This is a genomic window from Ectopseudomonas composti (genome assembly GCF_001567565.1).
Classification (GTDB): domain Bacteria; phylum Pseudomonadota; class Gammaproteobacteria; order Pseudomonadales; family Pseudomonadaceae; genus Aquipseudomonas; species Aquipseudomonas composti_A.
Genome location: NZ_LSSW01000020.1, coordinates 61,945 through 86,142, shown reverse-complemented (window position 1 = coordinate 86,142; position 24,198 = coordinate 61,945). Strand labels below are relative to the sequence as shown.

At 60.8% G+C, this 24,198-nt stretch carries 20 protein-coding genes; 12 read left to right on the top strand and 8 right to left on the bottom strand.

Translation table 11 applies throughout. From position 1 onward, the window contains the following. Positions 1-7: 7 nt before the first annotated feature. From phaC to PCLY_RS06335, 7 genes are all read right to left on the bottom strand, one after another. Positions 8-1,687 (bottom strand): class II poly(R)-hydroxyalkanoic acid synthase, encoded by a 1,680-nt coding sequence (gene phaC / locus PCLY_RS06365; protein WP_061238445.1) that lies wholly within the window; start codon positions 1,685-1,687, stop codon positions 8-10. Positions 1,688-1,982: 295 nt separating this feature from the next. Then, positions 1,983-2,354, bottom strand: a complete 372-nt coding sequence (locus PCLY_RS06360; protein ID WP_061238444.1) for a gamma-butyrobetaine hydroxylase family protein — start codon at positions 2,352-2,354, stop codon at positions 1,983-1,985. 161 nt (positions 2,355-2,515) lie between these two features. Next, the gene (hslU, locus tag PCLY_RS06355) at positions 2,516-3,856 is read right to left on the bottom strand and encodes an HslU--HslV peptidase ATPase subunit (RefSeq protein ID WP_061238443.1); all 1,341 of its coding nucleotides are present in this window, start codon (positions 3,854-3,856) and stop codon (positions 2,516-2,518) included. Between the two features lie 96 nt (positions 3,857-3,952). Next, on the bottom strand, positions 3,953-4,483 hold the full coding sequence (gene hslV, locus PCLY_RS06350) for an ATP-dependent protease subunit HslV (protein ID WP_003459006.1): 531 nt from the start codon (positions 4,481-4,483) through the stop codon (positions 3,953-3,955). 95 nt (positions 4,484-4,578) lie between these two features. Then, positions 4,579-5,253, bottom strand: coding sequence for an SPOR domain-containing protein (locus PCLY_RS06345; RefSeq protein WP_061238442.1), 675 nt, complete (start codon positions 5,251-5,253; stop codon positions 4,579-4,581). Further along, on the bottom strand, positions 5,254-6,993 hold the full coding sequence (gene argS / locus PCLY_RS06340) for an arginine--tRNA ligase (RefSeq protein ID WP_061238441.1): 1,740 nt from the start codon (positions 6,991-6,993) through the stop codon (positions 5,254-5,256). Positions 6,994-7,117: 124 nt separating this feature from the next. Beyond that, entirely contained in the window at positions 7,118-9,337 is a 2,220-nt protein-coding gene (locus PCLY_RS06335; RefSeq protein ID WP_061238440.1) for a primosomal protein N', read from the bottom strand. A 158-nt stretch (positions 9,338-9,495) separates the two neighbouring features. On the opposite strand from PCLY_RS06335, the gene rpmE reads away from it, so the two are divergent. The 4 genes from rpmE to PCLY_RS06315 all read left to right on the top strand — a co-directional run bounded on the left by rpmE (position 9,496) and on the right by PCLY_RS06315 (position 13,340). Beyond that, complete coding sequence (rpmE, locus tag PCLY_RS06330; RefSeq protein WP_003459015.1) at positions 9,496-9,708, top strand: 50S ribosomal protein L31; 213 nt, start codon at positions 9,496-9,498, stop codon at positions 9,706-9,708. A gap of 26 nt (positions 9,709-9,734) precedes the next feature. Next, entirely contained in the window at positions 9,735-10,535 is an 801-nt protein-coding gene (locus PCLY_RS06325; RefSeq protein WP_061238439.1) for a thermonuclease family protein, read from the top strand. Beyond that, positions 10,532-11,968: a M48 family metalloprotease gene (locus PCLY_RS06320; protein WP_061238438.1), complete on the top strand. Its 1,437-nt coding sequence runs from the start codon at positions 10,532-10,534 to the stop codon at positions 11,966-11,968. Before PCLY_RS06325 ends, PCLY_RS06320 begins: the two co-directional genes overlap by 4 nt. Before the next feature lie 103 nt (positions 11,969-12,071). Continuing rightward, a complete protein-coding gene (locus tag PCLY_RS06315) occupies positions 12,072-13,340 on the top strand; it encodes a malic enzyme-like NAD(P)-binding protein (protein WP_061238437.1) in 1,269 nt (422 codons plus the stop codon). 89 nt (positions 13,341-13,429) lie between these two features. Here PCLY_RS06315 and PCLY_RS06310 read toward each other — a convergent pair whose 3' ends face one another. Then, complete coding sequence (locus PCLY_RS06310; protein WP_394326847.1) at positions 13,430-15,649, bottom strand: penicillin-binding protein 1A; 2,220 nt, start codon at positions 15,647-15,649, stop codon at positions 13,430-13,432. Between the two features lie 373 nt (positions 15,650-16,022). Here PCLY_RS06310 and PCLY_RS06305 point away from each other — a divergent pair, with 373 nt between their 5' ends. From PCLY_RS06305 to PCLY_RS06270, 8 genes are read left to right on the top strand one after another with little or no spacing between them, the layout of a single operon-like run. Next, complete coding sequence (locus PCLY_RS06305) at positions 16,023-17,087, top strand: pilus assembly protein PilM (protein WP_061238435.1); 1,065 nt, start codon at positions 16,023-16,025, stop codon at positions 17,085-17,087. Then, complete coding sequence (locus PCLY_RS06300) at positions 17,087-17,662, top strand: PilN domain-containing protein (RefSeq protein WP_061238434.1); 576 nt, start codon at positions 17,087-17,089, stop codon at positions 17,660-17,662. Before PCLY_RS06305 ends, PCLY_RS06300 begins: the two co-directional genes overlap by 1 nt. Beyond that, positions 17,659-18,282: a type 4a pilus biogenesis protein PilO gene (pilO, locus tag PCLY_RS06295; protein ID WP_061238433.1), complete on the top strand. Its 624-nt coding sequence runs from the start codon at positions 17,659-17,661 to the stop codon at positions 18,280-18,282. The genes PCLY_RS06300 and pilO overlap by 4 nt, the downstream gene beginning before the upstream one ends. Next, complete coding sequence (locus tag PCLY_RS24395; protein ID WP_082768027.1) at positions 18,279-18,806, top strand: pilus assembly protein PilP; 528 nt, start codon at positions 18,279-18,281, stop codon at positions 18,804-18,806. Before pilO ends, PCLY_RS24395 begins: the two co-directional genes overlap by 4 nt. A gap of 54 nt (positions 18,807-18,860) precedes the next feature. Continuing rightward, complete coding sequence (gene pilQ / locus PCLY_RS06285; protein WP_061238431.1) at positions 18,861-20,945, top strand: type IV pilus secretin PilQ; 2,085 nt, start codon at positions 18,861-18,863, stop codon at positions 20,943-20,945. Between the two features lie 5 nt (positions 20,946-20,950). Next, positions 20,951-21,469 carry a shikimate kinase AroK gene (gene aroK / locus PCLY_RS06280; RefSeq protein ID WP_082768026.1) on the top strand — a complete coding sequence of 173 codons (519 nt, stop codon included), beginning with the start codon at positions 20,951-20,953 and terminating at the stop codon, positions 21,467-21,469. A 51-nt stretch (positions 21,470-21,520) separates the two neighbouring features. Continuing rightward, positions 21,521-22,624 carry a 3-dehydroquinate synthase gene (aroB, locus tag PCLY_RS06275; RefSeq protein WP_061238429.1) on the top strand — a complete coding sequence of 368 codons (1,104 nt, stop codon included), beginning with the start codon at positions 21,521-21,523 and terminating at the stop codon, positions 22,622-22,624. Positions 22,625-22,634: 10 nt separating this feature from the next. Next, a complete protein-coding gene (locus PCLY_RS06270) occupies positions 22,635-24,182 on the top strand; it encodes an AAA family ATPase (RefSeq protein ID WP_061238428.1) in 1,548 nt (515 codons plus the stop codon). Positions 24,183-24,198 lie beyond the last annotated feature (16 nt).

Genomic DNA, 24,198 nt, shown 5'->3' with positions numbered 1-24,198 from the left:
CTGACGATCAGCGTTCATGTACGTAGGTGCCCGGGGCGGCCTCGCCGGCCGGGAATTTCTTGTTGCCCACCGTGCTGGATGCATTCTTGGTCTTGCCCGAACGTTCGGTCAGCCAGGCCTGCCAGTACAGCCACCAGGAGTCGGCATGCTTGGTCGAGCTCTCCTGCCACGCCTTCGGGTCCAGCGGCATCTCGCTGTTGGTCATGTAGCGCGCCTTGGGGTTACCCGGCGGGTTGAGGATGCTCTGGATATGGCCGCTGTTGGACAGCACGAACTCGCACTTGCCGCCGAACAGGTGGGCCGACTTGTAGCAGGAGTCCCAGGGGGTGATGTGGTCGGTGGTGCCGGCGACGACGAAGAAGTCGCAGGTGACCTGCTTCAGGTCGATCGGTGTGCCACAGACCTCCAGCGCGCCCGGACGGGTCAGCGGGTTGGTCTGGAACATATCGATGAACTCGCCGTGCAGCGCGGCCGGCAGGCGCGTGGTGTCGTTGTTCCAGTAGAGGATGTCGAACACCGGCGGCTCGTTACCAAGCAGATAGTTGTTGACCCAGTAGTTCCAGATCAGGTCGTTGGGGCGCATCCAGGCGAACACCTTGGCCATGTCGCTGCCTTCCAGCACGCCGGCCTGGTAGGAGCGGCGCTTGGCTGCTTCCAGGGTCTTCTCGTCGGCGAACAGCGCGACCTGGGTGTCGAGCTGAGTGTCGAGCACGCTGACCAGCAGGGTCAGGGCGTTGACCTTCGGCTGGCCGAGGGCCGCATAGTGGCCGAGCAGCGACGCGGTGGTCAGGCCGCCAGAGCAGGCGCCGAGCATGTTGATGTCCTTGCTGCCGGTGATGGCGCAGATGACCTCGATGGCTTCCTTGAGCGCCTCGATATAGGTGGACAGGCCCCATTCGCGCTGCGCCTTGGTCGGGTTGCGCCAGCTGACCACGAAGGTCTGCACCTGGCTGCGCAGGAGGAAGCGCGCCAGGCTCTTGTCCGGCGATAGGTCGAAAATATAGAACTTGTTGATCTGCGGCGGCACCACCAGCAGTGGGCGCTCATGCACGCTTTCGGTGATTGGCCTGTACTGGATCAGCTCCAGCACGTCGTTGCGAAATACCACCGCGCCCTCGGTGATGGCCAGGCTCTTGCCGACTTCGAAGGCCTCCATGTTGACCTGGCTGGGCATGCCGCCGTTGTGCACCATGTCCTTGGCCAGGTGCGAGAGGCCGTCCAGCAGGCTCTTGCCGCCGGTCTCGAAGAAGCGCTTGACCGCTGCCGGGTTGGCCATGCTGTTGCTGGGGGCCATGGCTTCGGTCATCAGGTTGATCACGAAGTGGCCGCGGCTGGCGTCCTGTTCGGACAGCGAGCTGTGTTCGATCCAGTCGTGCAGCTCCTTGCGCCAGGCCAGGTAGGTCTGCAGATAGCGACGATACAGCGGGTTCTGGCTCCAGGCCGGGTCGGCGAAGCGGCGGTCGCCGTCTTCGGGCTTGAGTGCGGACTGGCCGAGCACGACATTCTTCAGTTCGAGGCCGAAATGGGCGACGTGTTTGGCGCTATGGAAGGGTTGCTTGAGTGCTTGGGTGAGCACCATGCGGGCAGAGGTCAGAAGATCCTTGCCGCGGATGCCGATCACCGGGTTGAGTCCCAGTGTGTTTTCCGAGGCCTGGCGTTTCAGGTCTTCGTTATTCTTGTCACTCATCTACGACGCTCCATTGTCCTGAGACGAATACCGGCCTGCGAGGGCGCGCGGCGACACGGGGCCTGGTACTGCTCGGGTTACCGGGGGCGGATCGAGTCCGCATCTTTCGTTGCACCTGGCACAGCCAAATGCAGGGAACCTGCCAGTTCCTTGGTTACCCGAGTTTTTGCAGTTAAGCAAGCTAGTCAGTGGGGCAGGAGTATGCCGCGATAGATTAGAAAACGCGCTCTAACTGTCGCTAACGTGACTCTATGTAATGGGCGCGAGCGCTCTGCTGCAGGGCTTTTGCAGCGGCTCAGAGCATCAGGCGCACGACTGACTCGTTGGGGTCGCGGGTTTTTCCGGCGGCGCTCAATTGGGCCAGGTAGTCGGCCCACAGCGCATCCTGGCGTGTGGCCAGTTCGAAGAGATAGTCCCAGGTGAACAGGCCACTGTCGTGGCCATCGTCGAAGCACAGTTTCAGTGCATAGTTGCCAGCCGGTTCGATTTTATCGAGGCCGACATTGAGCTTGCCGGTCTGCAGGATCGGCGTGCCGTGCCCCTGTACTTCGGCTGAAGGCGAGTGCACGCGCAGGAACTCGGCGCTGAGCGAGTAGCTCTGCTCGCCGTAACGCAGCTCCAGGGTTTTCGACGCCTTGTGCAGTTTGATTGCGCTGGGAATGGGCATGGCTGAGTTCCGTGATCTAGTTAGGCGCTACGCCCAGGTGAGTGATTGCACTGTTCTGTAGGAGCGGATTCATCCGCGAATTTCGCGGCTGAAGCGGGCTGCTGCCCAGCCGCTCCTACAGAATGACGCCGGCCATCGGCGACAAGATCGTGCTTCTGGGTTTACAGGATGTAGCGCGACAGATCTTCGTCCTGTGCCAGCTCGCCGAGGTGGCCGTTGACGTAGGCAGCGTCGATGCGAATGGCCTGACCATCATGCTGCGCGGCCAGATCGCCGGCGCTGAAAGATACCTCTTCCAGCAGGCGTTCGAGCAGGGTGTGCAGGCGGCGCGCGCCAATGTTCTCGGTCTTCTCGTTGACCTGCCAGGCGATCTCCGCCAGTCGCTTGATGCCGTCTTCGGCGAACTCGATGTCCAGCCCCTCGGTCTTGAGCAGCGCGCTGTACTGCTCGGTGAGCGACGCGTGCGGCTCGCTGAGGATGCGCTCGAAGTCCTCCGGGCTCAGCGCCTTGAGCTCGACGCGGATCGGCAGGCGGCCCTGCAGTTCCGGCACCAGGTCGCTGGGCTTGGACAGGTGGAAGGCGCCCGAGGCGATGAATAGGATGTGGTCGGTCTTGACCATGCCCAGTTTGGTGTTGACCGTGCAGCCCTCGATCAGCGGTAGCAGGTCGCGCTGTACGCCCTCACGGGAGACGTCGGCGCCGCCGGTGTTGCCGCGCTTGGCCACCTTGTCGATCTCGTCGATGAAGACGATGCCGTGCTGTTCAACGGCTTCCAGCGCGCGCGCCTTGAGCTCTTCCTCATTGACCAGACGAGCAGCTTCCTCGTCGCGCACCAGTTTCAGGGCGTCGGCGACCTTGAGCTTGCGGCTCTTCTTCTTGCCCTTGCCCATGCTGGAGAACAGGTTCTGCAGCTGGTTGGTCATTTCCTCCATGCCCGGCGGGGTCATGATCTCGACACCCATGGGCGATTCGGCCACTTCGATGTCGATTTCCTTGTCGTCCAGTTGTCCCTCGCGCAGGCGTTTGCGGAACAGCTGGCGGGTGTTGGAGTCCTCGTTGCGCGGCGGCTCGTCGCCGAAGCCCTGGCGTGCCGGCGGCAGCAGGGCATCTAGGATGCGCTCTTCAGCGGCATCTTCGGCGCGGTGGCGGACCTTGATGATTTCCTGCTCGCGCAGCATCTTCACGGCGGCATCGGCCAGGTCGCGGATGATCGACTCGACGTCGCGGCCGACATAGCCGACCTCGGTGAACTTGGTCGCTTCGACCTTGAGGAATGGCGCGTTGGCCAGCTTGGCCAGGCGCCGGGCGATTTCGGTCTTGCCGACGCCGGTCGGGCCGATCATCAGAATGTTCTTCGGCGTCACTTCCTGGCGCAGTTCGGCCGGCAGCTGCATGCGCCGCCAGCGATTGCGCAGGGCAATGGCGACGGCGCGCTTGGCGTCGTCCTGGCCGATGATGTGGCGGTTGAGTTCGTGAACGATCTCGCGGGGCGTCATGGACATGGAATCGGGCTCGCTATCGAATCTATGAAAAAAGTGGACGCTTTGGGGGCTCTAAAACCGCAGGCGATGACAATGCCGGCAGTTTTCAGATAGGCCTCACTCGGGCGCGTCCAGTTCCTCGATGGTCTGGTGATGGTTGGTGAAGACGCAGATGTCGCCGGCGATACCGAGTGCAGTCTGCGCTACCTCTAGGGCGGACAGGTCCGTCTTCATCAGCAGGGCGCGCGCCGCGGCCTGGGCGAAGTTGCCGCCGGAGCCCATGGCGATCAAGCCTTCCTCGGGTTCGACCACGTCACCGTTGCCGGTGATGATCAGGGAGGCGTCCTTGTTGGCCACCGCCAACATGGCTTCCAGGCGGCTCAGGCTGCGGTCGGTACGCCAGTCCTTGGCCAGTTCGACAGCGGCGCGCACTAGGTGGCCCTGGTGTTTTTCCAGCTGGCCTTCGAAGCGCTCGAACAGGGTGAAGGCATCGGCGGTGGCACCGGCGAAGCCGGCCAGCACCTGGCCGTGGTAGAGGCGACGCACCTTCTTGGCGTTGCCCTTCATGACGGTGTTGCCGAGGGATACCTGGCCGTCGCCTGCCATCACGACCTTGCCGTGGCGGCGCACTGAAACGATGGTGGTCAAGGGTGAATCTCCACGCTGCGGGGCGAATTGCCCGGATGGAGAATCAGATGGGGTGCCCGCCGCGGCTTTTCAACCAGCGGCGGATCAAACGGCGATCAGCGGACTTGGCGCTGCTGTAACAGCAGGTTGCTGTAACCATTGCCGGCGAGGGTTTTCTGCGCTGCTGCCAGCTGTTCGCGGCTGGCAAACGGGCCGACCAGGACGCGGTGCCAGGTTTCCTCGCGCACCTTGCCGGTTTCCACACGTACGTTCTGCCCCAGCAGGATGATCTGCGCTCGCACGGTGTCGGCATCGTCGCGCTTGCGGAACGAGCCGGCCTGGAGGAAGAACTGCGTGGTGACCGGCGCGCTGGCCAGCACCGGTGGTGCGGGCGGCGGCACCTGGCCGTTGAGTGCTGCTTCGGCGCGAGCGGTGTCGATTTTCGCAGCTTCCTCCGGGGTAACCGGCTTTGGCTCGGGCGCAGGTGGAGGCGTTTCTTCCAGCGCCTGCGGCAGGATCACTTCCGACTCCGGCAGCAGGGTGTAGAAGTCGTACTTGGGCCTGGCGGGTTCCGGCTTGGTCGGTTTGGGTTCCGGTTTGGTGCTGCGCACCTGCTCGCCCGTGTCGCGCTTGATCTCGTCACGACCCGGTTCGAGGCTGAACAGGAACATGAAGAAACCGCCGACCACCAGACCGCAGGCCAGCCAGATCCAGCCCGGTACGGGCTTCTTCGCCGGGGCTTGATAGCGACTGGCGCCGCGTTTCGGTGCCGGTTTCTTGCGCGCTGCCATTTACATCCGCTCCAGGGTTTCCAGGCCGAGCAGTTCCAGGCCCTGCTTGAGGGTGCGGCCGGTGAGGGCGGCCAGGCGCAGGCGGCTGTTGCGAGTCACCTCGTCGGAGGCCGTAAGGATCGGGCAGTTCTCGTAGAAGCTGGAGAACAGGCCGGCGATGTCGTACAGGTAGCTGCACAGCATGTGCGGCGTGCCCTTCTCGGCGACGTTGCCGAGCAGCTCGTTGAACTGCGCCAGCTTGGCGGCCAGGGCCTGCTCCTGATCGGCGACCAGGTTGATCTGTCCGCCGATCTCGTCGACGCCCTTGCCCAGCTTGCGGAAGATGCTGGCGACACGGGTGTAGGCGTACAGCAGGTAGGGCGCGGTGTTGCCCTCGAAGCTCAGCATCAGGTCGAAGTTGAAGCTGTAGTCGCTGGCGCGGTGCTTGGAGAGGTCCGCGTACTTCACCGAGGCGATGCCGACCACGCGGGCAATCTGGCGCAGTTCGTCTTCTGCCAGATCCGGGTTCTTGTCCTTGACCAGGGTGTAGGCGCGCTGTTCGGCTTCGTCGAGCAGTTGCACCAGCTTCACGGTGCCGCCGTCGCGGGTCTTGAACGGGCGACCATCAGGGCCGTTCATGGTGCCAAAGCCCATGTGCTCCATGTCCATGCTGGCGGGGACGAAGCCGGCCAGGCGCGCACAGGCGAAGACCATCTGGAAGTGCAGGGCCTGGCGCTGGTCGACGAAGTACAGCACGCGGTCGGCCTTGAGCGTGCCGGCGCGGTAACGGGTGGCGGCCAGGTCGGTGGTGGCGTACAGGTAGCCGCCGCCAGCCTTCTGCACGATCAGCGGCAGCGGGTTGCCTTCGCTGTTCTTGAACTCGTCCATGAACACGCACTGGGCGCCGTTGTCCTCGGTCAGCAGGCCCTTGGCGGCGAGATCGGCGACTACCTTGGGCAGGTCGTCGTTATAGGCGCTCTCGCCCTTGACGTCGGCCATCCCCAGTTTGACGCCGAGGCGGTCGTACAGCGCCTGGCAATGGCTCAGCGAGATGTCGTTGAAACGGTGCCACAGGCGCAGGCACTCGGCATCGCCGGCCTGCAGTTGCACTACCAGCTGGCGGGCGCGGTCGGCGAACTCGGGCGACTCGTCGAAGCGCTTCTTGGCGGCGCGGTAGAAACCTTCCAGGTTAGCCAGCTCGCTCTCGGCAGCCGCCGGGTTTTCCTGCATGTAGGCCAGCAGCATGCCGAACTGGGTGCCCCAGTCGCCGACGTGGTTCTGGCGAATGACCGTGTCACCGAGAAACTCCAGTACACGGGCCACGCCATCGCCGATGATGGTCGAGCGCAGGTGGCCGACGTGCATCTCCTTGGCCAGGTTGGGGGCCGACAGGTCGACCACCACGCGCTGCGCCGGGCCGCTCTTGCGCACGCCGAGCTTGGCGTCGGCCAGTGCGGTTTCCAGGCTCTGGGCCAGGGCATCGCTGTTCTGGAAGAAGTTGAGAAAGCCCGGGCCGGCGATTTCCACCTTGGTGACCTGCTCGTCGGCCGGCAGTGCTTTGATCAGCTTCTCGGCCAGGTCACGCGGCTTCATGCCGGCCGGTTTGGCCAGCATCAGGGCGATGTTGCTGGCGAAGTCGCCGTGGCTCTTGTCCTTGGTGTTCTCCACCTGGATGGCCGGTGTCAGCCCGGCAGGCAGCACGCCTTCGGCGGTGAGGCGGTCGAGGGCTTGCTGGATCAGGTGGCGAATGCTGTCTTTCATGTTCGGCTCGGGTTGCCTTGGGGCTTTGGTCGAAAACTGCGCATTATAAAAGCAGCAGCGAGCGGCAGGCCATAACTTGTGGGCTGTGCTGTGCGCGGCAGTCGCTGCGCATGGGCACCCTACCCTAGAACAGGTCGATTGGGTCGACGTCCAGTGACCAGCGCACTGCGCGGCCGCTGGGCATTTGCTCGAGTGCATGCAGCCAGCGGTTGAGCAGGCGGTGCAGTGGCGCACGGGCATTGCCCTGCACCAGCAGTTGCGCACGGAAGCGGCCGGCGCGGCGTTCCATCGGTGCCGGAACCGGGCCAAGCAGTTCGATGCCGGAGAGATTCAGTTCACCGAGCAGGTGTTCGGCCTCGCTGCAGGCTTCATCGAGGAAGCCCTCCGCCTGCCCTGGCTTGTGCGCTTCGGCGCGCAACAGGGCCAGGTGACAGAACGGCGGCAGGCCGGCACTGCGGCGTTCGCTTAGCGCCTGTTCGGCGAAGGCGAAGTAGCCTTGCTCGGTCAGTTGCACCAGCAGCGGATGGTCGGCCAGGTGACTCTGGATGATCACCTTGCCCGGCTCCTCGGCGCGGCCGGCGCGGCCAGCGACCTGCACGATCAGCTGCGCCATGCGCTCGCTGGCGCGGAAGTCGGCAGAGAACAGGCCGCCGTCGGCATCGAGAATCGACACCAGGGTCACCCGCGGAAAATGGTGACCCTTGGCGAGCATCTGGGTGCCGACCAGGATGCAGGGTTCGCCCTTGTTGATGGTGGCGAACAGGCGATCCATCGCGCCCTTGCGCGAGGTGCTGTCGCGGTCGATGCGCAGTACCGGGTAATCGGGGAACAGCACCGCCAGGCGCTCTTCCGCGCGCTCGGTGCCGGCGCCGACCGGGCGCAGGTCGACGTGCTGGCATTTCGGGCAGTTGCTCGGTTGCTTCTCCACATGCCCGCAGTGGTGGCAGCGCAGTTCCTGGTAGCGCTGGTGCACGGTCATCCGGGCATCGCAACGCGGACACTCGGACAGCCAGCCGCAGTCGTGGCAGAGCAGGGTCGGGGCGAAGCCACGGCGGTTGAGGAACACCAGCACCTGCTGACCGGCCGCCAGGGTCTGGGCGATGGCCTGCTGCATCAGCCCGGACATGCCCGAGTCCAGCGGTCGGCTCTTTACGTCGAGGCGCAGGAAGCGTGGCTGGCTGGCACCGCCGGCGCGCTGGGTCAGCTTGAGCAGTGCATAGCGGCCGCTGTGGGCGTTGTGCAGGCTTTCCAGCGAGGGGGTGGCCGAGCCGAGGACGATGGGCACATCTTCCTGGCGGGCGCGCACCAGCGCCAGGTCGCGGGCGTGGTAGCGCAGGCCCTCCTGCTGTTTATAGGAGGCGTCGTGTTCTTCGTCGACGATGATCAGCCCCGGGTTCTTCATCGGCGTGAACAGTGCCGAGCGGGTGCCGATGATGATGTCGGCTTCGCCATCGCGCGCGGCCAGCCAGACGTCCAGGCGCTCGCGATCATTGACCGCCGAGTGCAGCAGGGCAATGCGCGCGTTGAAGCGACGGGCGAAGCGGTCGAAGGTCTGCGGGCCGAGGTTGATCTCGGGGATCAGCACCAGGGCCTGCTTGCCAGCCTCCAGGCACTGGTGGATCAGCTGCAGGTAGACCTCGGTTTTGCCGCTGCCGGTGACGCCCGCCAACAAAAAGGCATTGAACTGATCCCAGCCCGAGGCGACGGCGTTGACGGCGGCGCGTTGTTCGGCGTTGAGCGGCAGTTCCGGTTGCGCCAGCCAGTGCGCGGGCTTGGCGTGAGGTTGGGTGCGGCGCACCTCGACCCGTACCAGCCCCTTCTCATGCAGCAATTGCAGGCTGTCGCGATTGAGTTGCAGCTGGCTGAGCAGGCTGTGGGCCACGCCATGAGGATGTTGCGCCAGCGCCTTGAGCGCGTCGCGCTGGCGTGGCGCGCGGGCCAGCCGTGGGTCTTCGACGCTGGCGCCTGTGTTGGCCAGCCAGTAACGCTCCTGGCGGGTCTCGGCCGGTTCACCCTGGCGCAGCAACACCGGCAAGGCCCAGCTCAAGGTGTCGCCGAGGCTGTGCTGGTAGTACTGCGCCGTCCACAGGCACAGCTTGAACAGCGGCGCTGGCAGTGGCGGGCGGGCGTCGAGCAGCTCCAGTGCGGGTTTGAGCTTGTCGAGAGGCACTTCGCTCTGGCTGTCGACCTCCACCAGCACGCCGATCATCTCGCGCCGGCCGAAGGGCACGCGCAGGCGTGCGCCTGGCTGCAAGGCGCTGCGCGACACGCCGGCAGGCGGCAGATAGTCGAACAGGCGGCGCAGCGGCGAGGGCAGGGCGAGGCGCAGGATCAGGTTGGGCAAGCCAGGAGCTCCTTTGACAGGCCGGCGATCTTAGCACGCGACGACCGGCGCCTTGCGCAGCTTGCATCGACTCGCGCGTCTGGTAAGATGCGCGGCCTATTTCTGTGCGGTGCCTGACATTGGTCGGGTGGCGGCACGACTACCCTGAGGAAAGCACGATGAAAGCCGATATCCATCCGAACTACGTCGAAATCGACGCTACCTGCTCCTGCGGTAACGTGATCAAGACCCGCTCCACCCTGGGCAAGAACCTGAGCCTCGACGTTTGCTCCGAGTGCCACCCGTTCTACACCGGTAAGCAGAAAGTGCTGGACACCGGCGGCCGTATCGATCGCTTCAAGCAGCGCTTCGGCGTATTCGGCGCCAAGTAAGCGGCCGAACGATAACGGAATCTGGCATGCGCCACTCCGTGATACTGAAAAAGGCGTCCCTGGTGGGCGCCTTTTTCGTTTCTCTACTGTGCGTCGATCTGGCTCAGGCCTTCTGTCCGCAGCGCGCCGACCTTGCTCAGGTCGCCGTGCGCCATGTGGTCGATGGCGACACCGTGCGCCTGGCCGACGGGCGCAGCATTCGTCTGATCGGCATCAACGCCCCTGAACTGGGCCGCAAGGGCCGCAGTGATGAGCCCTATGCCGTGCAGGCCACGCGCCGCCTGCAGGCGCTGGTGGATGCCAGCGATGGCCGCGTCGGGCTTCTCTATGGCGCGCAGCGCGAGGATCGTTACGGACGCACCCTGGCCCATCTCTATGACCGCCAGGGGCGCAATCTCGAAGCGCAACTGCTAAGCGAAGGCCTTGGTTTCATGGTGGCAGTGTCGCCCAATGCGGCACTGGTGACCTGCCAGGCACAAGCCGAGCGTCAGGCGCGCAGCAAGCGACTTGGCGTGTGGCGTGACGAGCAGGTGAAGACGGCTGGCCAACTGCGCGGCGGTGGCTTCGCCTTGCTCGGCGGCCGGGTCATCGCTGTGCAGCACAATCGTGGCGGCCTCTGGCTCGACCTCGATGGCGGTCGGGTGTTGCGCGTGGCGCCAGAGCTGCTCGATGAGTTCGATCTGCGCGCCTTGCAGGCGCTCAAGGGTCGGCGGGTGGAGGCGCGAGGCTGGGTCATCGATCGGCAGAGTCGTGGCGGCTTGAAATCCGGGCAGGCGCGCTGGATGCTGTCGCTTACCCATTCGGCGATGCTGGAGGTGTTGCCATGATTCGTGCATTGACGCTGTGCTTGTTCTGCAGCTGGTTGGCCGGTTGTGCGGTCAATCCCGCCACCGGGCGTACCGATTTCGTGATGATGAGCGAGCGCCAGGAGCTGGATCTCGGCGCGCGCTACAACCAGGAAATCCTCAAGCAATATCCGCGCTACGAAGACGCCAAGCTGCAGGCCTATATCCAGCGCGTTGGCGAGCGGGTGGCGCGCAGCAGCCATCGCAATCAGCTCAACTACGTCTTCACCCTGGTCGACAGTCCTGACGTCAACGCCTTCGCACTGCCGGGGGGCTACATCTATATCCATCGCGGCCTGCTCGCCTATCTCAACTCCGAGGCGGAGCTGGCTGCCGTGCTGGGGCACGAGGTGGGCCACGTGACGGCGCGTCACAGCGTGCGCCAGCAGAGTCAGTCCACGGCCTGGGGGCTGCTTGGCCAGGCCGCAGCCATCGGCACGGGCGTCGGTGCAGTAGGCGATCTGACCAGTGTCATGGGCAACGCCTTCGTGCGCGGTTATGGACGTGACATGGAACTGGAGGCGGACGGTCTGGGCGCGCAGTATCTGGCACGCAGTGGCTATGACCCGCAAGCGATGATAGAGGTGGTCAAGGTGCTCAAGGGCCAGGAGGACTTCGCCCGCGCGCAGGCGGCCAAGCGCGGAGAAGCACCGGCTGCCGGTGGTTATCACGGCTTGTTCGACACCCATCCGGACAATGATCGCCGCCTGCAGCAGGTAATCGGCCCGGCGAGTGCGCTGGTAGGTGGTAATCAGGAGGTCGGGCGCGACAACTTTCTGCAGATGCTCGACGGTCTGGTGTTCGGCGATTCGGCCGCCAGCGGTATTCGCCGTGGGCGCAATTTCTATCATGGCGAACTGGACTTCGCTCTGACCTACCCGCAGGGCTGGCAACTGGTCAATCGCCCGGATGTGCTGATTGGCCATACCGCGGATGAGCAGGCCTTCATCGCCATGACCCTGGAGGCGGTGGACAGGCGGCTTTCGCCGGCCGAATTCCTGCGTAAGCGCGTCGGTAATCAGCGTCTGGTGGCGGACGAGGAGCTGAAGGTGGGTGCGCTGCAAGGCTATACGGCGATCCTGCAGGGGCAGGCGGCGCGCCGCGTTGCGGTGATCTATCGCGGCGACAATGCGTACCTGTTCGTGGCGGCGGTCAAGGGGCGCGCTTCGCTGGAAACCGAGGATGGGCACTTTCTCGATGTCATCCGCAGTTATCGGCCGCTGAAGGCAGCCGAGCGCAAGCTGGCCGAGCCGGTGCGTCTGCATGTGGTGCGGGCCAGGGCGGGCCAGCGCTTCTCCACTCTGGCCAAGGATTCGCCGCTACCGGTTGATGGCGAAGCACAGCTCAGGTTGCTCAATGGGTTGTATCCGAGTGGTGAGCCGCGCCCTGGCGAGTGGCTGAAAACGCTGCGCTAGTGTGGTGCTTCAATCGCGACCGAACGGTCTTGTGCAGGTGTATACAACTTGCGTATCCTCGGCCGCTGCCCGTTCAACAGCCAACAAAAGCGGAAATGCCACTATGTCAGATCTAAAAACTGCCGCTCTCGAATATCACGCTCAGCCCCGTCCCGGTAAGCTGAGTGTCGAGTTGACCAAAGCCACCGCTACTGCCCGCGACCTGTCGCTGGCCTACAGCCCAGGTGTCGCCGAGCCGGTACGCGAAATCGCTCGCGATGCCGAGCTGGCCTACCGTTACACCGGTAAAGGCAACCTGGTCGCCGTGATTTCCGACGGTACTGCCATCCTCGGTCTGGGTAACCTCGGCCCGCTGGCTTCCAAGCCGGTAATGGAAGGCAAAGGCGTGCTGTTCAAGCGTTTCGCCGGTATCGACGTGTTCGATATCGAAGTCGATGCGGAAAGCCCGCAGGCCTTCATCGACACCGTAAAGCGCATCTCCATCACCTTCGGCGGCATCAACTTGGAAGATATCAAGGCCCCCGAGTGCTTCGAGATCGAGCGCGCGCTGATCGAACAGTGCGACATCCCGGTGTTCCACGATGACCAGCACGGCACCGCCATCGTGACCGCTGCCGGTATGCTCAACGCGCTGGAAATCGCCGGCAAGAAGCTCGAAGAGGCGAAGATCGTCTGCCTGGGCGCCGGTGCTGCAGCCATCTCCTGCATGAAACTGCTGGTGAGCATGGGTGCCAAGGTCGAGAACATCTTCATGATCGATCGCAAGGGCGTGATCCATGCCGGTCGTGACGACCTCAATCAGTACAAGGCCGTGTTCGCCACCGAGACCGACAAGCGCACGCTGTCCGACGCGCTCGAAGGTGCTGACGTGTTCGTTGGCCTGTCCGGTGCCAACCTGCTGAGCGCGGAAGACCTCAAGCGCATGGCGGCCAACCCGATCGTCTTCGCCTGCTCCAACCCGGATCCGGAAATCAAGCCGGAGCTGGCGCACGAGACCCGCAACGACGTGATCATGGCCACCGGTCGTTCCGACTACCCGAACCAGGTCAACAACGTGCTGGGCTTCCCCTTCATCTTCCGCGGTGCTCTGGACGTTCGCGCCACTCGCATCAACGAAGAGATGAAGATCGCTGCCGCGCTGGCGCTGCGTGACCTGGCCAAGCTGCCAGTACCGCAGGACGTGTGCGACGCCTACGGCGGCATCGCGCTGTCGTTCGGTCGTGAGTACATCATTCCGAAGCCGATGGATCAGCGCCTGATCACCGTGGTTTGCGATGCCGTGGCCAAGGCCGCCATCGAGTCCGGTGTGGCTACTCTGCCGTATCCGAAGCACTATCCGCTGACGTCGGTGGATGAGGTATTCAACGGCTAAGCCGATTGGATGCACAAACAAAAAACCCGCCTAGGCGGGTTTTTTGTTGTCTGCTGTTTGCTCGTCAGCGCGCGCCGGCAAGGTGCCGATCAGAACAGATCGATCGGCGCCATTTCGTCGGCTGGCAGCGGGCTGCCAGGCGCGCCCATGCCGGGTTCGAACTCGCTCATCGGCGGCGGTGAGTCCTCGCTTTTGAACAGCTCGAAGTAGGCATCCGGGGTGCCCGGCGCCGCAGCGCGGCCGCTGACCGGGTCGACGCGCAGGGTCAGAATGCCCTTGGGTTCCTTGGGCAGATGGCTCGGACGATCCTTGAGTATCGGCCCCATGTAGTTCATCCAGATCGGCAGTGCGACTGTGCCGCCATACTCGTGGCGACCAAGGCTTTCCGGCTGGTCAAAGCCAGCCCAGACGGTGGTCACGTAGTCAGCGTTATAGCCGGAGAACCAGCTGTCCTTGGACTCGTTGGTGGTGCCGGTCTTGCCAGCCAGATCGCTACGTCCAAGAGCCAGGGCGCGGCGGCCGGTGCCGCGCTTGATCACGTCCTGCAGCATGCTGGTCATGATGTAGGCCGTACGCTCGTCGATGATCTGTTCAGCGACTTTGGGCTCTTCCGGTGGCAGGTCGTCCGTCGCGTTCACGGTCATGTTGGCATTTTCCTCGGTCGGCTGACTGCCGGGGACGCGTGCCGGGTTGGCGCGGAACAATGGCTTGCCGTTGCGATCGTCGATGCGTTCGATCAGGTAGGGTTCGATCTTGTAGCCGCCATTGGCGAAGGTCGCCCAGCCCTCGGCGATTTCCATCGGTGTCAGGCTGGCAGTGCCAAGCGCCAGCGACAGATTGCGTGGCAGGTCCTGCGGGGCAAACCCGAAGCGTTCGATGTAGCGAATGCTGCGGTCGACGCCCATATCCTGCAGCAGGCGAATCGAGACCAGGTTGCGCGACTTGTACAGGGCTTCGCGCATACGGATCGGGCCGAGGAAGGTGTTGTTGTCGTTCTTCGGCCGCCACTTCTGTGACAGGTAATCGTCGGAGAGGATGATCGGGGCGTCGTTGACCAGTGTGGCGGCGGTGTAGCCGCTATCCAGTGCCGCACTATAGATGAAGGGTTTGAAGCTGGAGCCCGGTTGGCGTTTGGCCTGTACTGCGCGGTTGTAGTTGCTCTGGTCGAAGGAGAAACCGCCCACCAGCGCCTGGATAGCTCCGCTGTAAGGGTTGAGAGACACCAGCGCGCTCTGCGCTGCGGGAACCTGGGTGAAGCGCAGGCTGCCGTCGTCCTGGCGCTGCACGCGCACGATATCGCCGACCTGGGCAACGTCGCCGGGTTGCTGCGGGCGTGGACCGAGGCTGTTGGTATTGAGGAAGGGACGCGCCCATTTCATGCTGTCCCACGCCACGGCCTGTTCTTCGCCATTGCGGGTCATCACCAGGATGCCGCTCTTCTCGACCTGAGTCACTACGGCGGGTTCCAGGCCGCCGATGCTGCGGAACTTGCCCAGTTCGGCGAGCCAGGTTTCTCGTGTCATGCCTGGTAGGCGGCTTTCTGGGCCGCGGTAGCCGTGACGTTGATCGTAGGTGATCAGTCCGTCACGCAGCGCGGTATTGGCCACTTCCTGCAGCTGGCTGGGAACGGTGGTCGTGACATTGAAGCCTTCGGTGTAGGCCTCACTGCCATAGCGGCCGACCATTTCCGCGCGCGCCATCTCGGCTATATAAGGAGCACTCAGTTCCGGCGTCGGAACGTGATAACGGGCGTCCACCTCTTCGGCCAGTGCTTCTTCGTAGCTGGCCTGGTCGATGCGGCCCAAGCGGTAGAGGCGGCCGAGAATCCAGTCGCGACGTTCCTTGGCTCGGGTCGGGTTGACCAGCGGGTTGTAGCGCGAAGGGGCCTTCGGCAGGCCGGCGATCATTGCCATCTGCGCCAGGTTGAGGTCGCGAATGGACTTGCCGTAGTACACCTGTGCCGCCGCTTCGATGCCGTAAGCTCGGTGACCAAGGTAGATCTTGTTGACGTAGAGCTCGAGGATCTCGTCCTTGCTCAGTTCGCGCTCGATCTGCAGGGCCAGGAGGATTTCGGTGGCTTTGCGGGAGAAGCTTCGCTCGTTGGTGAGGAAGAAGTTCTTCGCCACCTGCATGGTGATGGTGCTGCCGCCGCTCTGAATCTGACCGCTTTTCAATAATTGCGTGGCAGCGCGCATCAGGCTGGTCACATCGACGCCATAATGATTGGCGAAATTATCGTCTTCGGCAGCCAGCAAGGCACTGATGAATTCCTTGGGGATTTCATCGAAGCGAATGGGCGAGCGGCGCATCTCGCCGAACTCGGCAATCAGCTTGGCGTCGCTGCTGTAGACCCGCAGAGGAATCTGCAGCTGCACCTGACGCAGTGACTCGACGGACGGAAGGGTCGGGCTAAGATAAAGAAACGCGCCGCTGAAACTGAGCAACAGCCCACAAAAAACGGCAACGCAAGACCACCAGATGAACTTCAGCAGGCGTATCAAAATGTTCGGAATTCCAAGTAAAAGAATGAGTTAAGCAGGAGCTGAGGCGAAAAGGGAAAAGCTGATCACATTATAAGCGTTTTTTTTCCCGGGGAGCCATTTGCGCTTCTGTCAAGACTGATATTTAATGTGGAAAAACATAAATAGTCCGTAAGTCGCGGATGCCAATAGGAAAACGGTCGTGCTAGGGCTCTTCACTAAGAAAGCGAATACGCTGCTGGGGATCGATATCAGCTCGACTTCGGTCAAGCTCCTCGAACTGAGTCGCTCGGGAAGCCGCTACAAGGTAGAGGCTTACGCAGTCGAGCCGCTCCCGCCAAACGCAGTGGTCGAAAAGAACATCGCCGAGCTGGAAGGGGTCGGTCAGGCGCTTTCTCGCGTATTGGCCAAGGCCAAGAGCGGCGTCAAGACAGCTGCCGTTGCGGTTGCCGGCTCGGCTGTGATCACCAAGACCATCGAGATGGAAGCTGGATTGTCCGATGATGATCTGGAAAACCAGCTGAAGATCGAGGCCGACCAGTACATTCCTTATCCCCTGGAAGAAGTCGCCATCGACTTCGAGGTGCAAGGCCCGGCTCCGCGTAACCCTGATCGGGTAGAAGTGCTGCTGGCAGCCTGCCGCAAGGAAAACGTGGAGGTCCGCGAAGCGGCTCTGGCGCTCGCCGGTCTGACTGCAAAGGTGGTCGATGTCGAAGCCTACGCCCTCGAGCGCGCCTACGGGCTGCTGGAAGCGCAACTGGGTGTAGGCCATGAGGAGCTCACGGTTGCGGTCGTGGATATCGGCGCGACCATGACCACACTCAGCGTTCTGCACAACGGCCGCACCATCTACACCCGTGAGCAGCTCTTCGGTGGCAGGCAGCTAACCGAGGAGATTCAGCGTCGCTATGGTCTCTCCGTCGAGGAGGCTGGGCTTGCCAAGAAGCAGGGTGGTCTTCCAGATGACTACGACAGTGAGGTTTTGCAACCGTTCAAGGAGGCTGTCGTTCAGCAGGTCTCGCGATCGCTGCAGTTCTTCTTCGCCGCAGGCCAGTTCAACGATGTCGACTACATCCTTCTGGCCGGTGGCACCGCGTCCATCCCTGATCTCGATCGGCTGATCCAGCAGAAGATCGGTACGCAGACGTTAGTGGCCAATCCCTTTGCCGATATGGCGCTTAGCAGCAAGGTCAACGCCGGTGCGCTGGCCAGTGATGCGCCGGCACTGATGATTGCCTGTGGTCTGGCGATGAGGAGTTTCGACTGATGGCGCGGATTAACCTACTTCCCTGGCGTGAACAGCTGCGCGAGGAGCGCAAGCAGCGGTTTTTGGTCACTTTGGTCGGTGTTCTGGTTCTGGGCGCTGGCGTTGTATTCCTTGGCGGGCAGCTGCTCAATGGAGCTATTGAGCAGCAGGATGCCCGTAATAATTTTATCCGGTCGGAAATTGCTGTGCTGGATTCGCGGATAAAAGAAATCAGTGAACTGAAAACGCGTCGCCAGCAGCTTTTAGAGCGAATGAAGATTATCCAGGATCTGCAGGGTAACCGACCGATAATTGGTCGAATATTTGATCAGTTGGCGAGAACTCTTCCTGATGGAGTGTATTTCACTAGTATCAAAATGACTGGTAAGAATATAGCCATTCTCGGGGCAGCCGAGTCCAACAATCGTGTTTCTAATCTTATGCGTAATTTGGATTCGTCTGATTGGCTGGAGCTGCCGAATTTGAGTCAGGTCAAAGCAACTACGGCGGGAGCGCTGGATCAGGCTAATGTCTTTCAGCTGAGTGTGCAGCAGACTCAGCCTCAAGTAGAAGTAGTTGAGGGTGATAAAAAATGAGCCTCGCTGAATCTATCGATAGCCTGCGTAAAGTCGATCTAAATGATCTGGATGTGAACAATATCGGCAGCTGGCCTGCTGCGGCGAAAGGAATAGTTTTTCTGCTGTTTTTTTTGTTGGTTGTCGGTGGTGGATACTATTTCTATCTTAGTGATTTGCGAAGTGCTTTGGATGTATCAAGAGGTCAAGAGGAGGCTCTTAAGCAGCAGTTCTCAACCAAGGCTTTCCAGGCAGCAAATTTAGAGGCCTATAAAGAGCAGATGGCTGAGATGGAAGTGTCATTTGGCGCTCTACTTAGGCAGCTGCCAAGCGATACTGAGGTGCCAGGGCTGCTGGAGGATATTACTCGCACTGGTTTGGGGAGTGGCTTGGAGTTTGAAGAGATTAAGCTGCTTCCTGAGGTTGCTCAGCAATTCTATATAGAGTTGCCGATACAGATTGCTGTTGAGGGGACCTATCATGATCTCGCTACATTTGTAAGTGGCGTAGCCAGCCTTCCGCGCATCGTTACCTTGCATGACTTTGAAATAAAACCAGTTGCTCAGGACGGTTCATCTGTTTTGCGCATGACCGTTTTGGCGAAGACTTATCGTTATAACGATAAGGGGGTGGACAAGTGAGGGCTGACAGGTTTTTGTTGCTTTCTTTTTTTCTCGTACTGCTGCAGGGGTGTGGTGGTGAGGGTAATTTCTCTGACTTGCAGGCCTTTATGGCGGAGGTTAAGGCTAGGCCTAAAGGTTCCATCGAGCCATTACCGAAGTTTCAGCCCTATGAGGCATTTTCCTACAATGCATCCTCCCTTCGTAGTCCGTTTCAGCCTCCTATTAAAGTAGAGACTGTTAGCCGGCCAAAAGGTTCTAAAGAAATCAAGCCTGATGAACAGCGTGTTCGAGAGTTTCTTGAAGGCTTTAATATAGAAAGCTTTGAAATGGTTGGTACGCTCTCTAATGGTGCGGGTACATATGCGCTAGTCAGCGGTGCGGGCGGAGTGCATCGAGTTAAGGTGGGTGACTATCTTGGAAGAAACCATGGTCGAATAGTAGCCGTAGATACTGCCGCTATCGAGGTTGTTGAAATCGTTCCTGATGGTGATGGTGGGTGGTTGGAACGGCCGCGAAGCCTGGTGCTCAAAGAGCGCTCTTAGAAAGGCGAGGGTTATATGAAAAAAAAATACCAGTCTGCACAACGGAAGCACCTAATGAATATCTCCTTCTCGCAATTTGGTTATGCGTTGTCAATGCTGTTTATTTCGCCGGTATTGCTGGCAGCCAATTTGCAGCATTTGGATGTGGCCTCGTTGCCGGGTGATCGCGTTGAGCTAAAATTGCGGTTTGATGAACCAGTTGTGGCTCCTAGGGGCTATACGATTGAGCAGCCGGCTCGTATTGCGCTTGATCTTCCGGGTGTTGTTAATCAGCTGGGTAGCAAGAGTCGCGAGCTTGGCATGGGTAATGCCAGAAGTGTAACTGTTGTCGAGGCCAAGGATCGTACGCGTCTTATAGTAAATCTTACCTCTCTGGCTCCATACAGTACCCGTGTTGAGGGTAATGAGCTGTTTATATTGGTAGGCGATGTATCTGCAGGGCGGAGTGGTTCTACGTCGCGCTCGGCGGCTGCGCCTGCGAAGGCGCCGGCTGTTGTGGGTAGGGCGATTCGTGATCTCGACTTTCAAAGGGGGGAGCAAGGCGAGGGTAATGTAGTAATCGAGCTCGCGGATTCCTCTGTAAGTCCTGATATTCAGGATCAGGGTGGTAAAATTCGTTTGGATTTTGCAAGGACTCAGTTGCCTGAATCTTTAAGGGTTCGCTTGGATGTAAAGGATTTTGCTACGCCAGTACAGTTCGTAAATGCTAGTGCTTCTTCTGACAAAGCTAGCATCTTAATTGAGCCTACCGGTATGTATGATTATCTGGTTTATCAAGCAGATAATAAACTTACTGTTAGTGTTAAGCCGCTCACTGCTGCGGATCAGGAACAGAGAAAAGTCGATCAGTTTGCATATTCAGGCGAGAAGCTGTCGTTAAATTTTCAGGATATTGACGTCCGTTCCGTTTTGCAGCTAATTGCAGACTTTACTGATTTAAATTTGGTTGCCAGTGATACTGTGCGCGGTAATATTACTCTGCGATTGCAAAATGTTCCTTGGGATCAAGCCTTGGATTTGGTGCTTAAAACCAAGGGGCTGGACCAAAGAAAGGTCGGCAATGTTCTTTTGGTTGCCCCTGCCGATGAGATCGCAGCACGTGAGAGGCAGGAGCTAGAGTCGCGTCGTCAGATTTCAGAGTTGGCTCCTCTGCGTCGTGAATTAATTCAAGTTAACTATGCAAAGGCTGCTGATATGGCGAAACTGTTTCAGTCGGTTACGACTGTTGATGGCGCCGCTGAGGATCGGGGTTCGATAACTGTTGATGATCGCACTAATAGCATTATTGCTTATCAGACACAGGACCGCCTGGATGAGTTGCGTCGGATTGTCGCTCAGCTCGATATCCCGGTTCGCCAAGTTATGATTGAGGCGCGTATTGTTGAGGCGAACGTCGATTACGAAAAACAGATAGGTGTGAACTGGCGTGGAGCAAGGGTTGGTGATAATAATTTTGTAATCGGTGGTCAGGGCGGTAATAGGCCTGGTGCCCCAGGATATGGTCAAAACCCTGGGGTGCAGAATCCAACCCCTTCCCTCGGCAATTTTGTAGATCTTGGTGCGACCAGTGCCAGTTCTGGTTTTGGTATAGGGTTTATCACTGATAACACTATCTTGGATCTTCAGCTTTCTGCAATGGAGGCTAGTGGTAATGGTGAGGTGGTTTCTCAGCCGAAAGTTGTTACCTCTGACAAAGAGACCGCCAAGATACTGAAGGGTTCTGAAGTTCCTTATCAGGAAGCTAGTTCGAGTGGGGCGACTAGTACTTCGTTCAAAGAGGCGGCGCTTTCCCTGGAGGTTACGCCGCAGATCACGCCTGATAATCGCATCCTTATTGAGGTTAAAGTTACAAAGGATGCGCCGGACTTTTCACAGGCTGCTCAAACTAATGGGGTCCCTGCAATAGCAAAGAATGAGGTCAACGCCAAGGTACTGGTGTCTGATGGTGAAACCATCGTCATTGGTGGTGTTTTCTCTAACACGCAGACCAAGTCCGTCGATAAGGTTCCATTCCTTGGCGATCTGCCTTACCTGGGGCGTTTGTTCCGGCGTGATCTTGTTCAAGATAGCAAGGAAGAGCTGTTGATTTTCCTTACCCCGCGTATCATGAACAATCAAGCCATTGCCGTGAATCGATGACCTAAGTGCGGAATGTAATCCTCGTTGGCCCGATGGGTGCTGGAAAGAGCACCATCGGGCGTTTGCTTGCCAAAGAGCTGCGTGTGCCTTTCAAGGACTCCGATAAGGAGATCGAGCAGCGTACCGGTGCCGACATTCCCTGGATCTTCGATGTCGAGGGGGAGCAGGGCTTTCGTGAGCGGGAGCAGGCGGTGATCGCCGAGCTTTCGATGCAGGATGGCCTTGTCCTGGCTACTGGTGGTGGGGCGGTCATGCGTCCAGAGAACCGGCAGGCGTTGCATGCCGGTGGGCGTGTGGTTTACCTGCATACGTCGGTCGAGCAGCAGATCGACCGCACATCGCGTGATCGAAATCGTCCTTTGTTGCGTACGGCCAATCCCGCTCAGGTGCTCAGGGATCTGATGGCCATGCGCGATCCTCTGTATCGAGAGGTCGCTGACATCATCATCGAGACTGACGAGCGTCCGCCGCGTATGGTCGTTCAGGAAATTCTCTCGCGTCTGGAAGCCTTGTCGCCCCGTTAAAGCGCGGAGCGAACTGCGCTATCCTAGTGGCCTTTTTACTCTGGGGGCCTCATGCAGACTCTTCACGTTGAACTCGGCGAGCGTAGTTATCCCATCTACATCGGCGATGGCCTGTTGGCGCGCTCCGAGCTGCTCACGCGTCATATCGCTGGGCGGCAGGTGGCGGTGGTTACCAATGAGACCGTGGCGCCTCTTTATCTCGAATCGCTGATGCGCTCCCTCGAGGGTTTCAAGGTCGCGTCGGTCGTTTTGCCCGATGGCGAAGCTTTCAAGAATTGGGAAACCCTGCAACTGATCTTTGATGGACTGCTGACGGCACGCCATGATCGGCGCACCACTGTTGTTGCCCTTGGCGGTGGCGTGATCGGTGATATGGCGGGTTTCGCTGCCGCTTGCTACCAGCGCGGCGTGGATTTCATTCAGGTGCCGACCACGCTTTTGTCGCAGGTCGATTCTTCGGTCGGCGGCAAGACCGGGATCAATCATCCGCTGGGCAAGAACATGGTGGGCGCCTTCTATCAACCCAAGGCGGTGCTGATCGATACGGCTAGCCTGCATACCTTGCCGCCGCGTGAGCTTTCCGCCGGCTTGGCCGAGGTCATCAAGTACGGTTTGATCTGCGACGAGCCTTTTCTCGACTGGCTCGAGGGCAATATGTCTGCCCTGCGTGCTCTGGATGGTGCTGCGCTGACCTATGCTATCGAGCGTTCGTGTGCGGCCAAAGCCCAGGTGGTCGGTGCGGATGAGCGTGAGTCCGGCGTGCGTGCGACGTTGAATCTGGGGCACACCTTCGGTCATGCCATCGAGACCGAGCAGGGTTATGGTGTCTGGTTGCACGGCGAGGCTGTCGCCGCCGGAACGGTGATGGCGCTGGAAATGTCTTATCGTCTGGGCTGGTTGTCGGCACAAGAGCGCGATCGTGGTGTGCGCCTGCTGCAGGCTGCCGGCCTGCCTGTCGTGCCTCCGCAGGACATGACGCCAGAGCAGTTCCTGGAACATATGGCGGTCGACAAGAAGGTCCTCGATGGGCAGTTGCGCCTCGTGTTGCTCAAACGCCTGGGTGAAGCGGTAGTGACCGCTGATTATCCGCGTGAAATTCTCGACGCCACGCTGCGTAGCGATTACGTCGCGCTGGCTCAGTCGTCCAACTCTTGAAGAGTGATTCATGACCAGTTTGCATGCTGACGAAGCTTTCCTGGCGCATTACCAATTCAGTCACGACCCCTTTGCGCCGCGCGTGCCCGGCTTCAAGTTCTTTCCTGCCCAGCGCAAGCCGGTGCTGGGGCAGTTGCACCACCTGGCGCGATACAGCCAGCTTTTGCTGGCGGTGGTTGGGCCGCAGGGCAGTGGTAAAACGCTGTTGCGGCAGGCGCTTGTCGCCAGTACCAACAAGCAGGCGGTGCAGAGCGTAGTGATTGCGCAGGGTGTCACCAGTAGCGAGGCGCTGTTGCGCCAGGTGGCGCAGGGCTTGTCCGTTGCGCAGGCTGATGTGCGCTCGATTCTGGCGCAAGTTGGGCAGTTGGCACTGACGGGGCAGGAGGTCTATCTGCTGGTCGATGATGCTGATCAGCTGGACGACGTGGCCCTGAAGAATCTGTTGGTGCTCGCTGCCGGGGGCGGCGAGGGGCGGCCTCACGTCTTTCTGTTCGCCGAGCAGGAATTGCTGGCTCGACTGGAGGCTTTGGCGGGCGGTGAAGAGTGCTATCACGCCATCGAGCTGCAGCCTTATGGCGAGGACGAGACGCGCGACTATCTGGCGCAGCGTCTCGAGGGTGCTGGTCAGGATATCGATGTGCTGAGCGAGGAGCAGATCGAAGACATTCATGCCCGTTCCCAGGGGTGGCCGGGGGCGATCAATCAGGAAGCTCGTGAGTTGCTGGTCGAGCAGATGCTTGCGCAGCGCTCCTCTGGGCGCGGACCCGGTGGCGGTTTCTCGCTGCCGAAGAAGCATGTGCTGGCACTGGCTGTCGTGTTGGTGGGCGTTGCCGCGGCGTGGTTCATGCAGGGCCGTGAGTCTTCTTCGTCGGCGCCGGTGGCCAGCAATACCTCGCTGCCTCTGCAGTCCTCTGCACCTGCCGTGGAAGCTGAAGAGCCGGCGCAAACGCCGGCCGCCGAGGGGCCTGCTCCCGCCATCGAATTCGCGGGGGCCAGTCAGCCGCTGCCACTACCGCTGGTGGGTGAGTCGCAAGCGGTGATTCGCCAGCCCTTGGCCGAGGCTGCAGGTGAGGAGTTGGACGACTTCGAGCCGCCGGCATCGACTGAGCCCTCGACAGTGACTGCGCCCTCGGCTCCAGTCGCTGCGGCACCGGCACCGGCACCGGCCAAGCAGCCTGAGCCTGCTGCGCCCAAGCCTGCAGCTCCAGCTCCGCCCCCTGCGCCGAAACCTGCCCCCAAGCCCGCGCCCGCTCAAGCTGCGACGCCTAGTGCCGCTTCAGGAGGCTGGTACGCGCAACAACCTGCGTCCCGCTACGCCCTGCAGGTGGTCGGCTCGCGCTCCGAGGCCAATATCCAGGCGCTGGTGCGTGAGGGGGGTAGCGAATACCGCTACTTCAAGAAGATCCATCAAGGACAGCCGCTGTACGTGCTGACCTATGGTAGTTTCTCCAGTCGCGACGCCGCTCAGGCAGCGGTCAAAACCCTGCCGGCCAAGCTTCAGGCGGGCAAGCCCTGGCCTCGGACCTTGGGCAGCATCCAGCAGGAAATGAGCCGCTAAGCGCTCTGTCGCAAGA